The sequence below is a fragment of the Brevibacterium sp. W7.2 genome, assembly GCF_018137945.1.
Taxonomy (GTDB): Bacteria; Actinomycetota; Actinomycetes; order Actinomycetales; family Brevibacteriaceae; genus Brevibacterium; species Brevibacterium sanguinis.
Window position 1 is genome coordinate 1161211 of the sequence record NZ_CP073089.1, and the last position, 14489, is coordinate 1175699.

13 protein-coding genes are annotated in these 14489 nt (G+C 66.2%); 7 read left to right on the plus strand and 6 right to left on the minus strand.

Annotated features, from left to right (window positions below; translation table 11 throughout):
* Window positions 1-6 precede the first annotated feature (6 nt).
* Window positions 7-1002: an AAA family ATPase gene (locus J9315_RS05125; RefSeq protein ID WP_211978929.1), complete on the minus strand. Its 996-nt coding sequence runs from the start codon at window positions 1000-1002 to the stop codon at window positions 7-9.
* 615 nt (window positions 1003-1617) lie between these two features.
* Here J9315_RS05125 and nrdH point away from each other — a divergent pair.
* From nrdH to J9315_RS05160, 7 genes are all read left to right on the plus strand, one after another.
* Window positions 1618-1869, plus strand: coding sequence for a glutaredoxin-like protein NrdH (gene nrdH, locus J9315_RS05130; protein ID WP_137826181.1), 252 nt, complete (start codon window positions 1618-1620; stop codon window positions 1867-1869).
* Between the two features lies 1 nt (window position 1870).
* Window positions 1871-2284, plus strand: coding sequence for a class Ib ribonucleoside-diphosphate reductase assembly flavoprotein NrdI (nrdI, locus tag J9315_RS05135; protein ID WP_137826159.1), 414 nt, complete (start codon window positions 1871-1873; stop codon window positions 2282-2284).
* A 5-nt stretch (window positions 2285-2289) separates the two neighbouring features.
* Entirely contained in the window at window positions 2290-4416 is a 2127-nt protein-coding gene (nrdE, locus tag J9315_RS05140) for a class 1b ribonucleoside-diphosphate reductase subunit alpha (RefSeq protein WP_198501017.1), read from the plus strand.
* 90 nt (window positions 4417-4506) lie between these two features.
* Window positions 4507-5478 (plus strand): class 1b ribonucleoside-diphosphate reductase subunit beta, encoded by a 972-nt coding sequence (nrdF, locus tag J9315_RS05145; RefSeq protein ID WP_137826161.1) that lies wholly within the window; start codon window positions 4507-4509, stop codon window positions 5476-5478.
* Between the two features lie 206 nt (window positions 5479-5684).
* Window positions 5685-6236 carry a hypothetical protein gene (locus tag J9315_RS05150; protein WP_198499307.1) on the plus strand — a complete coding sequence of 184 codons (552 nt, stop codon included), beginning with the start codon at window positions 5685-5687 and terminating at the stop codon, window positions 6234-6236.
* A 236-nt stretch (window positions 6237-6472) separates the two neighbouring features.
* Window positions 6473-8170 carry a multicopper oxidase family protein gene (locus tag J9315_RS05155; RefSeq protein WP_349251976.1) on the plus strand — a complete coding sequence of 566 codons (1698 nt, stop codon included), beginning with the start codon at window positions 6473-6475 and terminating at the stop codon, window positions 8168-8170.
* Window positions 8171-8287: 117 nt separating this feature from the next.
* Window positions 8288-8491, plus strand: coding sequence for a hypothetical protein (locus J9315_RS05160; protein ID WP_198499306.1), 204 nt, complete (start codon window positions 8288-8290; stop codon window positions 8489-8491).
* 39 nt (window positions 8492-8530) lie between these two features.
* On the opposite strand, the gene J9315_RS05165 is transcribed toward J9315_RS05160, so the two are convergent.
* The 5 genes from J9315_RS05165 to sdhA all read right to left on the minus strand — a co-directional run bounded on the left by J9315_RS05165 (window position 8531) and on the right by sdhA (window position 14482).
* Window positions 8531-9655: an aromatic acid exporter family protein gene (locus tag J9315_RS05165; RefSeq protein WP_198499305.1), complete on the minus strand. Its 1125-nt coding sequence runs from the start codon at window positions 9653-9655 to the stop codon at window positions 8531-8533.
* A 376-nt stretch (window positions 9656-10031) separates the two neighbouring features.
* Window positions 10032-10196 (minus strand): hypothetical protein, encoded by a 165-nt coding sequence (locus J9315_RS05170; protein WP_198499304.1) that lies wholly within the window; start codon window positions 10194-10196, stop codon window positions 10032-10034.
* Between the two features lie 398 nt (window positions 10197-10594).
* The gene (locus J9315_RS05175) at window positions 10595-11785 is read right to left on the minus strand and encodes a serine hydrolase (RefSeq protein WP_198499303.1); all 1191 of its coding nucleotides are present in this window, start codon (window positions 11783-11785) and stop codon (window positions 10595-10597) included.
* A gap of 145 nt (window positions 11786-11930) precedes the next feature.
* Window positions 11931-12722 (minus strand): succinate dehydrogenase iron-sulfur subunit, encoded by a 792-nt coding sequence (locus J9315_RS05180; protein ID WP_137826170.1) that lies wholly within the window; start codon window positions 12720-12722, stop codon window positions 11931-11933.
* On the minus strand, window positions 12722-14482 hold the full coding sequence (sdhA, locus tag J9315_RS05185) for a succinate dehydrogenase flavoprotein subunit (RefSeq protein WP_198499302.1): 1761 nt from the start codon (window positions 14480-14482) through the stop codon (window positions 12722-12724). The genes J9315_RS05180 and sdhA overlap by 1 nt, the downstream gene beginning before the upstream one ends.
* Window positions 14483-14489 lie beyond the last annotated feature (7 nt).

Consider the following 14489-nt stretch of genomic DNA (forward strand, 5'->3'; position numbering starts at 1 on the left):
ACCGGGTCACGGGGTCGGCACGGCCATGAGGAGGGCATCGACGACCTGGGCGCTCGTGATGTTCTCCGCCGCGGCTTCGAAGTTGAGCTGGATGCGATGGGCGAGGACGCGGTGGGCGAGGTCCTTGATGTCCTCGGGGATGACGTAGTTGCGGCCCCGGATCATCGCGAGCGCCCGGCCGGCGTTGGTGAACGCGATCGAGGCGCGGGGGCTCGCACCGTACTCGATGTAGGGGGCGAGCCGGCCGAGGTACTTCTGCGTGTTCCGCGTCGCGTGGACGAGTTCGACGAGGTAACGGGTGATCGACGGGTCGATGTAGATGGTGCGGGCGTAGCGCTGCATCGTCATCACGTCCTCGAGCGTGCAGCTCGCTGCGGGCACCGAGTCCTTGTCGAAGACTCCGGAGTCGAGCCGGGAGAGGATCTCGACCTCCTCGTTGGGGCTGGGATGGGTGAGGAGGTCCTTGATCATGAACCGGTCGAGCTGCGCTTCGGGCAGCTGGTACGTGCCCTCCTGCTCGATGGGGTTCTGCGTGGCCATGACGAGGAAGGGCTTGGGCAGGTCGAAGCGCTGCCCGCCGATCGTCGTCTGCCGCTCCTGCATCGCCTCGAGCATCGCCGACTGTGTCTTCGCCGAGGACCGGTTGATCTCATCGAGGAGGACGATGTTGGCGTGCACCGGTCCGAGCACCGTGTTGAACGAGCCTTCGCGGGCGTTGTAGATCTGCGAGCCGATGATGTCGGCCGGCAGCAGGTCGGGGGTGCACTGGATGCGGGAGAACTTCCCGTCCACGGCGTTGGCCAGAGCCGCCGCCGCGGTCGTCTTCGCGAGACCGGGGACGCTCTCGAGGAGGAGGTGCCCGCCGGAGAGGAGACCGATGAGGAGGGATTCGCGCAGTCGCTGCTGGCCGACGACGAAGTGGTCAAGATAGGACTCGAGTCCGCTGAGGAGGGATTTGGCGTGCGCGATCTCCTGCGTGTTGGCCGTTGCCGTTGCCGTCATGCGTCTTCAGGCCCTCTCGGTGTCGTCGTGGTGCGGCGGCCGGTGCTGTGATGGCCGTCTCCACAAGGATATGGGCCGACCCTGACATGTGACTGGGTGAATCCGTGTCAGTACCGACACATAGTGTGGACACGTGGGAACAGAGGAATCGCCGAGGCGGTCGCCCGGTTGGCAGGGTCCGTCGGCTCGGTGGTCGGCTACCACGGAAAGGGGTGGTCAGAGGGGTGGAACCGATCACGTCGCGGTCGAATCCGACACGCCGAACGACATGCCCACAGGGAGGAATTTTTCCTGTGGACGACGGTGGATAACCTCGGGCCGGCGCGGTCGGGATCTCGGCGGAATCCGCGGTGTCGCCCGTGTCCGCGCAGGTGACCGAACTACACAGGTGTCGTTCACACCCTGTGGACGACTGTGGAGGGCTGAGAACACACCTTGTGGATGGTGTAAATGACACTGGTGTAACACTGGATATAGGGGTAGGGTTTTACCCGAACACAACATCTAGTGGTCACAGCCGGTCCCCTTCACCGTGATCCCTCCCACGTCGGGAGGCCGCGGAAACGGCGTGGCCGACCGTGGGAAACCCAAGCCGCAGCACAGAATCGAGGAGTCATCATGATCACCGTGTACACCAAGCCCGCTTGTGTCCAGTGCAACGCCACCTACCGCGCGCTCGATGCCAAGGGCCTGAAGTACACCTCGGTCGATCTCAGCGTCGATGAGAACGCCCTCGACGTCGTCAAGGCCATGGGCTACATGCAGGCTCCGGTCGTCGTCACCGACAACGACCACTGGTCGGGATTCCGTCCGGACAAGATCGCCGCCCTGGCCGGCCAGCAGACGACGGCGACCGTCGTGGCCTGAGATGCTCCTGGTCTACTACTCCAGCAGCTCCGAGTACACCCACCGCTTCGTCGGAAAACTCGATCATCCCGCCCGCCGTCTGCCCCTGCTGACGAAGGACGAGACGCTGCTGGTCGATGAGCCGTTCGTGCTCGTCACCCCCACCTACGGGGCCGGTCCCAACCGCGGGGCCGTCCCCAAGCAGGTGGTCAAGTTCCTCAATATCGAATCGAATCGCCGGCACCTCGTCGGCGTGATCGGCGCCGGAAACACGAACTTCGGCGCAGAATACTGCCGCGCGGCGCACAAGATCGCCGTGAAATGCCAAGTGCCCGTGCTCTATCGGGTCGAACTCCTCGGGACCCCCGAGGACGTCGCAGCTGTGAATCAAGGATTGGACAAACTGTGCGTGAGCTCGCTGAAGACCGCAATGTAGAGGACATCATCCGCGAAGAGACGGATCTCGACTACCATGCGCTCAACGCCATGCTGAACCTCTATGACGTGGATGGGCGGATCCAGTTCGAGCGCGACAAGCAGGCCGCTCGCCAGTACTTCCTCCAGCACGTCAACAACAACACCGTCTTCTTCCACGACCTCAAGGAGAAGCTCGACTACCTCGTCGAGAAGGACTACTACGAGCCCGAGGTCCTCGAGCAGTACTCGTTCGAGTTCATCGAAGCCCTGTCGAAGCGCGCGTATGCGCAGAAGTTCCGCTTCCAGACGTTCCTCGGCGCGTTCAAGTTCTACACCTCGTACACGCTCAAGACCTTCGACGGCAAGCGCTACCTCGAGCGCTTCGAGGACCGCGTCGTCATGGTCGCGCTCTTCCTCGCCCGCGGGGACGAGACGCTCGCCGAACAGCTCGTCGACGAGATCATCACCGGCCGCTTCCAGCCGGCGACCCCGACGTTCCTCAACGCCGGGAAGAAGCAGCGCGGCGAACTCGTCTCGTGCTTCCTCCTGCGCATCGAGGACAACATGGAGTCGATCGGCCGCTCGATCAACTCCGCCCTGCAGCTGTCCAAGCGCGGCGGCGGCGTGGCCTTCAGCCTGACGAACATCCGCGAGTCCGGTGCGCCGATCAAGAAGATCGAGAACCAGTCCTCGGGCGTCATCCCCGTGATGAAGCTCCTCGAGGACTCCTTCTCCTACGCCAACCAGCTCGGTGCGCGTCAGGGCGCCGGTGCCGTCTACATCCACGCGCACCACCCCGACATCTACAGCTTCCTCGACACGAAGCGGGAGAACGCGGACGAGAAGATCCGCATCAAGACCCTCTCGCTCGGCGTCGTCATCCCCGACATCACGTTCGAACTCGCGAAGCGCAACGAGGACATGTACCTCTTCAGCCCCTACGACGTCGAACGCGTCTATGGGGTGCCGTTCTCCGACATCGACGTCACCGACAAGTACGAGGAGATGGTCGACAACGCGTCGATCCGGAAGAAGAAGATCAACGCGCGTGAGTTCTTCCAGACGCTCGCGGAGATCCAGTTCGAGTCCGGCTACCCGTACATCATGTTCGAGGACACGGTGAACCGGGCGAACCCGATCGACGGCAAGATCATCATGTCCAACCTCTGCTCGGAGATCCTCCAGGTCTCCGAACCGAGCCAGTACGACGAGGACCTGGGCTACGACGTCGTCGGCAAGGACATCTCGTGCAACCTCGGCTCGCTCAACATCGCCCTGACGATGGACTCCGACGACTTCGGCCGGACCGTCGAGACCGCGATCCGCGGCCTCACCGCCGTCGCCGAGACCTCCGATATCCAGTCGGTGCCGTCGATCGCCCGCGGCAACGACATGTCGCATGCAATCGGGCTGGGGCAGATGAACCTCCACGGCTACCTCGCCCGTGAGCACGTCTACTACGGATCGGACGAGGGGCTCGACTTCACGAACATGTACTTCTACACCGTCGCCTACCACTGCGTGCGGGCGTCGATGGAGATCGCGAAGGAGCGCGGACGCACGTTCGCCGGCTTCGAGCGCTCGAAGTACGCGACGGGCGAGTACTTCGACAAGTACACCGAGGAGGTCTGGCAGCCGCGCACCGCGCGGGTCGCCGAGCTCTTCGCCGAGGCGGGCGTCCACATTCCCACGCAGGACGACTGGCGCGAGCTCAAGGCCGCGGTCGCCGAGCACGGGATCTACAACCAGAACCTCCAGGCCGTGCCCCCGACGGGATCGATCTCCTACATCAACAACTCGACCTCGTCGATCCACCCGGTGGCCTCGAAGATCGAGATCCGCAAGGAGGGCAAGATCGGGCGGGTGTACTACCCGGCGCCCTTCATGGACAACGACAACCTCGAGTACTACCAGGACGCGTACGAGATCGGCTACGAGAAGATCATCGACACGTATGCCGAGGCGACGAAGCACGTCGATCAGGGCCTGTCGCTGACGCTGTTCTTCATGGACACGGCGACGACGCGCGACATCAACAAGGCGCAGATCTACGCGTGGCGCAAGGGGATCAAGACGATCTACTACATCCGCCTCCGCCAGCTCGCGCTGCAGGGCACCGAGGTCGACGGCTGCGTCTCCTGCATGCTGTGACCGTGTGACATCCGCTGGTGTGCCGCGGGTCGGCTGACGCCGACTCCGCGGCACCTCGCACCACCTTTCGAAGACAGAGAGAAGATCGCGTTGGAAAACCTGACCCTGGCCTCGCACGTCGATGCCATCAACTGGAACCGCGTCGTCGACCCGGTCGATGACGATGTCTGGGATCGCCTCACCGGCAATTTCTGGCTGCCCGAGAAGGTGCCGCTGAGCAATGACGTCCCCTCGTGGGCGACGCTGACCGAGGAGGAGAAGACGCTGACGATGCGCGTCTTCACCGGTCTCACCCTGCTCGACACCATCCAGGGCACCGTCGGTGCGATCTCGCTCATCCCCGATGCGGTCACCCCGCACGAGGAGGCGGTGCTGACGAACATCGCGTTCATGGAGAGCGTGCATGCGAAGTCGTACTCGTCGATCTTCTCGACCCTGACCTCGACGAAGCAGATCGACGAGGCGTTCCGCTGGTCGCGGGAGAACACGTACCTGCAGCAGAAGGCCGACATCATCCTCAGCTACTACCGCGGGGATGATCCGCTCAAGCGGAAGGTCGCCTCGACGCTGCTCGAGTCGTTCCTCTTCTACTCCGGCTTCTACCTGCCGATGTACTGGTCCTCGCACGCGAAGCTGACGAACACCGCCGACCTCATCCGCCTCATCATCCGCGACGAGGCCGTGCACGGCTACTACATCGGCTACAAGTACCAGAAGGGTCTCGAGCAGGAGTCCGCTGAGCGCCGTCAGGAGCTCAAGGACTACACGATGAACCTCCTCTTCGAGCTCTACGAGAACGAGGTCTCCTACACCCACGAGCTCTACGACTCGGTGGGGCTGGCCGAGGACTGCAAGAAGTTCCTCCACTACAACGCCAACAAGGCGCTGATGAACCTCGGCTACGAGGCGATGTTCCCCAAGGAGGTCACGGACGTCAACCCGGCGATCCTCGCGGCGCTCTCGCCTAACAGCGACGAGAACCACGACTTCTTCTCCGGCTCGGGTTCGTCCTACGTCATCGGCAAGGCCGAGAACACCCAGGACGAGGACTGGGACTTCTGAGTCTCTGATCATCACCGGCGGCCCGTGGCGAGCGACTCTGCTCGCGGCGGGCCGCTGCCGCATTCACACGAGGGAGTGCGTCGCTGCGCGGACCGCGCCGGGCACCGTCGACAGGGCGTCCCGGCTACGGCGTGCCGACGTTGCCCGGCGGAATCCGAGACGATACCCTCAGAGGGTATTCAGGCAATCGGCGGGAGGAGGGCGCGATGCAGGATCGTCGACGCACCCGACCTCAGCTCGCCGGAGCGATCCTCAACCTCGTCGCCGCGGTCGCCGCTGTCATCGGCATCGTCGTGCTCCCCATCAGCATGGGGATGAGCATGGAACCCAGTGCCTCGATGGGCATGTCGCATGCATCCCCGATGGGCGCTTCGTCGACGAACGGGGATGGCACTGAGTCACCTGCGGCGATGGGCCACAGCGCGGACTCGATGGCGATGGACGCCATGCCTGCCCACGGTGAACCGCCCGCGGGCGAGGCCCCCGACAGTGACCCCGGCGTGGCGGCCGATGACGACGCCGCCTCCGGCCAGTGCACCGGTTCGGGATGCGGTGACAGTGTGATGGTCTGCGCACTCGCGACGATGTGCATCGTCGGCGTCGTCCTGCTCATCATCGCCCTGCGGATGCTGCGGCGCACCGCGATTCTGCTTCCCCGCGCCGGCCTGTGGCACTGCGCCACCCCCTTCGTACCGAACCCGGCACCTGGGCACGCCCGCGCGCCGAGTATCACCGACCTCTGCATCAGTCGCACGTAGGCCGGCGTCCCCGCATCGAGGCTTCTCGATGCATCAGCCGACCGATGAACTCGGCCCATTCGCGCCAGTCCCCGACCAGCCGAAACCGTGATCGCACACGACTGCGACCACGGCTGACCTGAGCGCGCGCAACCTGCGCCCCGCTGGGCACCACGGACCTGAGCGCCCTCAGACGCTCTTTCCTGGAACGAAGGCATGCGCGGAATGGGCTTGCGAACGAAAGCAGAGCACACACCGTGAACCACTCATCAGAGAACACCACCGAACGCCGCTTCGACGGACTGCCGACCAGTCCATCGCTCACGGAAGCGACCCCGACAACCCCCGAGCACGTCCACCCCGCACGCCCGTCACGCCGTCCCGGCCGCCGCAGCTTCCTCGTCGGATCGCTGAGCGTGCTCGCCCTGGCCGCATGCACCCCGCGGGGAGAAGGAGCCTTCCTCATGCCCGACTCCCAACGCGTCGCCGACGTCGAGGACGACCGTGAGACGACGGGAAAGACAGTGGAGGTCGCCCTCACGGCGGCCGCCTCGGCGCTCAAGCTCGGCACGACCACCGCACAGACGTGGAGCTACGGGGAGATCCCCGCCCCGGTCATCCGGATGAGCCGGGGAGACCGGCTCAAAGCCACACTCACCAACGACCTCACCGAGGACACGACGATCCACTGGCACGGTCTCGCGCTGCGCAACGACATGGACGGCGTGCCGATGCTCACCCAGGACCCCGTCGCCCCCGGTCAGTCGTTCACCTACGACTTCATCGCCCCCGACCCGGGCACGTACTGGTTCCACCCGCACGTCGGCGCGCAGATCGACCGCGGCCTCTATGGCGCGCTCATCGTCGACGACCCCGACGAACAGCTCGAGTACGACGACGAGTGGGTGATCATCCTCGACGACTGGCTCGACGGAGTGACCGCGACTCCCGCCGAGGTGCTCACCGAACTCCGGCAGGGCATGGGCGGTTCGAGCTCCAGTTCGGGCGACATGGGCGGCATGGACCACGGGAACATGGGCGGCTCAGACTCAGGCGACATAAGCGGCATGGGCGGGATGGACCACAGCGGCATGGGCGGGCCGATGCGGATGGGCAACATGCTCATGGGCGCCGCCTCGGACGTCCTCGGCGGCGACGCCGGCGACGTCTACTACCCCACGTACCTCATCAACGGTCGGCCCGCCGACGACCCAGCGACCTTCGAGGCCAAGCCGGGCGCGAAGGTGAGGCTGCGGATCATCAACGCCGGTGGCGACACCGCGTTCCGCCTCGCCCTGACCGGGCACTCGCTCACGGTCACCCACACCGACGGCTTCCCCGTCGACGGGAAGGCCGCCGAGACGCAGTCGCTCCTCCTCGGCATGGGGGAGCGCTATGACGCAGTCGTGACGCTGGGCGACGGCGTGTTCGCTCTTGTCGCCGAGGCGGAGGGCAAGCAGGAGCGCGTCCACGCCGTCGTCCGCACGGGGTCCGGCGAGGCGCCGCCGACCGACGGGAACGTCGCGGAACTTGCGGCCGCACCTCTGTCCGCCGAGGCGCTGAAAGCCCGCAGCGATGTCGCCCTGCCGGCCAAGTCCGCCGACCGGGAGCTCACCCTACGGCTGACCGGGTCGATGGCCGCCTACGACTGGGCGTTCGACGAGACGCCGTATGACCACGAGAAGCCGATGGACACTGCGCAGGCGGTCGCCGAGGGGGAGCGGGTGCGCCTCTCCTTCGTCAACGAGACGGACATGTGGCATCCCCTCCACCTCCACGGGCACACGTTCCAGCTCACCGGCGGGGGACCGCGCAAGGACACGGCGATCGTCCTGCCGGGAAAGACGCTGACCGTGGAGTTCGATGCGAACAATCCGGGCCGGTGGCTCACGCACTGCCACAACATCTACCACGGTGAGGCCGGGATGATGAGCGTCATCGCCTACGAGGAGTGAGTGCTGAGTGGGGGCGGTCGTCCTTGACATGCGCACCCACACGATTACCATCACGAGTACCCGCCGTCGCTGCGTTCTGCGGCGGCGCGGCCGTGGCCCCGCACCGAGGAGGAGATCGTGAGTACGGATCCGTCGCTGAGCGAAGTGCCCGAAGCCGATCGGGAGGAGCAGTCCGAGGACATCGAGTCCACCGAGGTCCTCACCGGTGAGGATGCCGAACCGACGGGGTCGGCACCTGCTGTCGTCGAGGCCGATATCGCCGATGTGGCCGAGCAGTCGATCGACGTCGGCTTCGACGACGAGGACCACCCGCAGTCCTGAGCTGCTGACCGCAGGCAGGTGGCGCGCATCTGCCTGCGGTCACCCGCCTCGGCGGGCTGTGCTGCGGACCTCGCGCGCAGTGGCGACATCGTCGACGATGACGGCGATGTGGCGCACGCTCGTGATGAGTGCGCCGTAGAGCGGCCACGCTGTCTTCGGCAGGTCGTCGCCATCGGCGATCCCGACCGACAGCGCGTCGAGGCGATCATGGATCGAGTCCACGCCGATGTCCGGGTCGGCGATCGCGGTGCCGGCCGCACGGACGATGTCCGCCCATTCGGTGCGGAACCGATCATCCCATCTGCTGTCGTCATAGGTGGCCGCCTCCAAGGTGCGGGTGAGGTGGCGCAGGTGGGAGACGCCTTCGTCGAGGCGCCGGAGGATGTTCTCGGGACTGAGCTCCTCCTCGACGGCGTCTGCGTCGCGACTGCGGAGCACCGCACGGCGCAGGGATCGCAGCCGCGGACGCGGGTTGGCCTGGCGACTCTCGTTGGCCAGGTTGACCGTCTGCCACGCTGCGTCGAGATCTCTGCTCATCGCTTCGGTCTCGACGAACCAGACGTGCGCGCGGTCGGTGTCCCACGAGGTCGAGAACTCGTCGCTCATGTTCGTCAGCACCTCGCCGATCCGGCGGTTGATGCCGTCGATGTGGATAGCCGCCTGCTCATCGCGCAGCGGTGGGACGATGAGTAGATTGACGGCCACGCCCACCCCGACGCCCAGTGCAAGCTCGATGAGGCGTTCGTCGAGGAACGGCTGCTGACTGCCGAACCCGCTGCCGAGGACGAAGATCGCCGTCGTCGCAATCGCGATGCCCTCATCCCTGATCCACGGGACGCGGGCGAGGACGACCCCGGCGAGCATTGCGAAGCCGAAGGTCCAGAGGCTCACGCCGAGGAAGTGGCCGACGACGAAGGACAGGGCGACACCGGCGACGGAGGCGACCATGGTCTGCGCCCCACGGGCGAGTGTCCGATGGATCGTGGCATGGACGGTGAGCAGAGCCGCCCACGGGGCGAGGAACGGCATCTGCGAGTCGAGCACCCACACCGACAGCCACCAGCCGAGGGTCGCAGCGATCACCGTCTTGGCGATCTGGAGCATATCGGTGACGACCTCGGGCCGACGGAAGAACTCGATGATGCCGCTGGGAGGTGAGGTCATAAACGGAGGCCGCCTCGCTTTCGCGCAGTGTTCGGGGTCGGCGCAGCGCAGGCCAGCACTGCTGGTCAGCACCGCGGTCTGCTGCACGGTCAGCACCGCGGTCTGCTGCACGGTCAGCACCGCGGTCAGCGGTACGGGCCGGGGCCGGCTGCGGTCCACCTCGGCGGGCTTCCGGCACCGTGCGAAAGCCCGCCGTGAGGATGCGCCGAAAACAAGGTAACTTACTTATAATCGGGAACGCAAGCAGACAGAAGCGCCCGGCTTGCACCCCTCGCTGGGAGGAGTGCAAGCCGGGCGCTCAGGTGAAGCCCGTCGGGTCAGTGCTGCGTCAAACCCGGCAGCACAGACCCTGTCGCGGGCTCACCGGGGACATCTCTCAGGCGGCCAGCGGCGTGGTCTCACGCAGCGACGACCCCGTGAAGAGCACGGTGCGACCGGTCGAGTCACTGATCGTGACCTCTCCGTCCGCGGTGCTGATCTCCGGGTCGATGAGGCCGGCGTGCTCGACGGCACGCTGCACCCACTGTGGGAACTCAGTCATGGGTTCCATTCCTTTCTCTCGTCGGCGAACGGACATGCGTCGACGCATGCCGTTTCGCCAGGTGGTCTGCGGTGGCGACGGGGGAGTCGCCTGACCTCACAGGACGTCGACGACGAAGTGGCCTGTGGGAGGTCGCCGTGATCTGGGTCAGTCCCTCACGGTGGGGGAGATGCGCTGAGACAAGACACGATGTCAGTCGGCTGGAGCGGATCCGGCGGCCGTCTTGAGCGGCCTGCCGTCGCTGCCCGATCGGTCGATGCACTCCGATGAACTGGGCCGATGACGTCAGCGCAAGAGATAACCATAACGCGGCGCGGGCGGCGAAGTCAAAACGGCGGCGGCGCCGGGCCGAAGCGGCGGCAGAACGGGCGCCCGTGGAGCCCGCACGACCGCTCCCATCACTGCGTGCGGTGGCGCTTGCGCAGCCGGAACCAGAGCAGGCCCGCGAGCCCGAGGATGATGACGCCCCCGCCGAGGAGGCCGAGCGGCAGCAGGTCGACGCCCCCGGTCGCCGAGGCCGAGGAATCGCTCGCCGCGCCGGCGTCGTCCGCCTGGCTGTCGGAGCTGTCTCCCGCATCGCTGCCGCTGCCCGAGGCGGTGGCCGTCGGCGTCGGGGCGGCAGCGGCGCCGACGGGAACCGTCGCCACGGTCTCCGGAGACGTCTGCGCGAAGTCCCATTCGAGGAGGTCGACGGCGGCCTGACGCGAATTGTTCTCCGCTCCGAGGAGTGCTGAGACGACGCGCTTGCCGTCGCGTTCGGCGACGGCGATGTAGGAGCCCTTCGCCGTCGTCGTGTACCCGTTCTTCAGCCCGAGCCCGCCCTCGACGTTGCCGACGATCTGCGTGTGGTTCTGGATCTCGTAGCCCTTGAACTTCTCCTTCGTCTCCGGGTTCGTGCCTCCCGGGAACGAGTACGTCGTCGTCCCGATGATCTCCATGAGCGTCGGATTCTCCGTCACCGCGTACGCGAGCTTCGCCATGTCGGCGACGGTCGTGTACTGGTTCGGGTCGTCGAGGCCGGAGGTGTTCATCGCATTCGTGTTCGTCATGCCGAGCGACTTCGCCTTCGCGTTCATCAGGGCGACGGCCTTCTCCTGGCCCCCAGCGGCACGGCCGAGGGCGTTCGCGGCATCGTTGGCGCTCGACATGAGCATCGCGTGGAAGAGCGTGTCGACGGTGTAGTCGTTCTTCTGCATGAGACCGACCTTCGTCCCGTCGATCTCCATGTCCTCGAACTCCGCTTCGACCTTCTGCTCGGGGTCATCGAGGACGTCGATGAGCGCGAGCGCGGTGAGCAGCTTGATCGTCGAGGCCGGCGCGTGCTTGACGTCGATGTTCTCCGCGACCTGGAGCTCACCGGTGTCGAGGTCGCCGACGAGCCATGATGTGCCGATCGGCTGGGGCGGCTGCGCGCCATCGCCGAGGTTGTCCGGGCTCACGTAGATCTTCTCGGTCGGCTCGGGTGCGGCCTGGGCAGTGCCGGGGAAGAGGACGAGCGAGGCGACGACGAGGAGGAGCGCGAGTGCGGCCGCGGCCGCGGTGCGCAGGTGAGCCAGCGCCGAGGAAGGAGACGAGGACGGAGAACGCATGCGCACCAGTGTACGGATCCCGGGCGTCGCGGATCCTCAGACTCCGTGACCGGGAGGAGAACTCCGGGACGACGAAGGCGGCCGCACACGGTGAAGTGCACGGCCGCCTCGGCGCTGCTGGGGTCAGGTCGACCTCAGCGCGGACTCAGAATGCGCGCTGGAGGATCGCCTGCTTGACCTCGGCGATCGCCTTGGTGATCTCGATGCCGCGGGGGCAGGCATCGGTGCAGTTGAACGTCGTGCGGCAGCGCCACACGCCTTCCTTGTCGTTGAGGATCTCAAGCCGCATGTCCCCGCCCTCGTCACGCGAGTCGAAGATGAAGCGGTGCGCGTTGACGATGGCCGCGGGACCGAAGTACTGCCCGTCGGTCCAGAACACGGGGCACGACGAGGTGCACGAGGCGCAGAGGATGCACTTCGTCGTGTCGTCGAAGGCCTCGCGCTGTTCGGAGGACTGCAGGCGCTCACGGGTGGGCTCGTGTCCGCTCGTGATGAGGAACGGCATGATCTCCCGGTACGACTGGAAGAAGGGCTCCATGTCGACGATGAGGTCCTTCTCCAGCGGCAGGCCCTTGATCGCCTCGACGGTGATCGGCTTGGACGTGTCGAGGTCCTTGAGCAGGGTCTTGCAGGCCAGGCGGTTGCGGCCGTTGATGCGCATCGCATCGGAGCCGCAGACGCCGTGGGCGCACGAGCGACGGAAGGTCAGCGAACCGTCGATGTCCCACTTGATCTTGTGGAGGGCATCGAGCACGCGGTCCGTGCCGTACATCGTGACGTTGTACTCCTCCCAGTGCGGTGCCTCGTCCGTCTCCGGGTCGAAGCGCGCGATGCGGAAGGTGCAGTCGAAGGACGGGATCTCCCCGCCCTCACCGCTCAGGTGCGAGGGCAGGTCGACCTTCGATGCCGGCTCCGGGGTTTCGGTATCGGTGCTCATCAGTACTTACGCTCCATCGGCTGGTAACGGGTGACGACGACGGGCTTGGTCTCCAGGCGCATGCCCGGGACTCCCTCGGCCTCCGAATCCGGGTCGAGGTAGGTCATCGTGTGGTGCATGAAGCCCTCGTCGTCGCGGTTCGGGAAGTCCTCGCGGAAGTGTCCGCCGCGGGACTCCTTGCGGTGGATGGCCGCGACGGTGATGACCTCGGCGAGTTCGAGCAGGAAGCCGAGCTCGACGGCCTCGAGGAGGTCGAGGTTGTAGCGCTTGCCGCGGTCCTGGATGCCGACGTTGTCGTAGCGCTCACGCAGCTTCTCGATCTCCGCGAGAGCCGCACGCAGCGTCTCGTCGGTGCGGAACACCTGAACGTTGGCGTCCATGATCTCCTGCAGGTCCTTGCGGATCGCGCCGATGCGCTCGGGCCCGTCGGAGTTGCGCAGGCGCTCGAGGACGGCGACCGTGTCGGCCTGCGAGTCCTCGGGCAGCTCGATGACCTCGGCGCGGTTGGCGTATTCGGCGGCGGCGATGCCCGCGCGCTTGCCGAAGACGTTGATGTCGAGCAGCGAGTTCGTGCCGAGGCGGTTCGAGCCGTGGACGGACACGCACGCGCACTCACCGGCCGCGAAGAGGCCGGGGATGACGGTGTCGTTGTCGGCGAGCACCTCGGACTCGATGTTCGTCGGGATGCCGCCCATCGCGTAGTGCGCGGTCGGGAACACCGGCACCGGCTCCGTGTAGGGCTCGACACCGAGGTAGGTGCGGGCGAACTCGGTGATGTCGGGCAGCTTCTCGTCGATGTGCTTGGGCTCGAGGTGGGTGAGATCGAGGAGGACGTAGTCCTTGTTCGGTCCCGCACCGCGGCCTTCGCGGACCTCGTTGGCCATCGACCGGGCGACGATGTCACGCGGGGCGAGGTCCTTGATCGTCGGGGCGTAGCGCTCCATGAAGCGCTCACCCTCGGAGTTGCGCAGGATCGCGCCCTCGCCGCGGGCCGCCTCGGAGAGGAGGATGCCGAGTCCGGCGAGGCCCGTGGGATGGAACTGGAAGAACTCCATGTCCTCGAGCGGGATGCCGCGGTTGTACGTCACGGCCATACCGTCGCCGGTCAGGGTGTGGGCGTTCGACGTGGTCTTGAAGACCTTGCCGACGCCGCCGGTCGCGAAGACGACCGACTTCGCCTGGAAGACGTGGATCTCGCCGGTGGCGAGTTCGTAGGCGACGACGCCGGCGGGGCGGCGCTCACCGTCGACCTCGGTCATGACGAGGTCGAGGACGTAGAACTCGTTGTAGAACTCGACGCCGTGCTTGACGCAGTTCTGGTAGAGGGTCTGGAGGATCATGTGGCCGGTGCGGTCGGCCGCGTAGCACGAGCGGCGCACCGGCGCCTTGCCGTGGTCGCGGGTGTGACCGCCGAAGCGGCGCTGGTCGATCTTGCCCTCGGGCGTGCGGTTGAACGGCAGCCCCATCTTCTCGAGATCGAGGACGGCGTCGATGGCTTCCTTCGCCATCACCTCGGCGGCATCCTGGTCGACGAGGTAGTCACCGCCCTTGACGGTGTCGAAGGTGTGCCATTCCCAGTTGTCCTCTTCCACATTGGCCAGTGCCGCGCACATGCCGCCCTGGGCGGCGCCGGTGTGGGAACGCGTGGGGTAGAGCTTGGTCAGGACCGCGGTGCGTGCCCGCTGGCCCGACTCGATGGCGGCGCGCATGCCAGCGCCACCGGCGCCGACGATGACGACGTCGTAGTGATGAACCTGCATGTTTCTC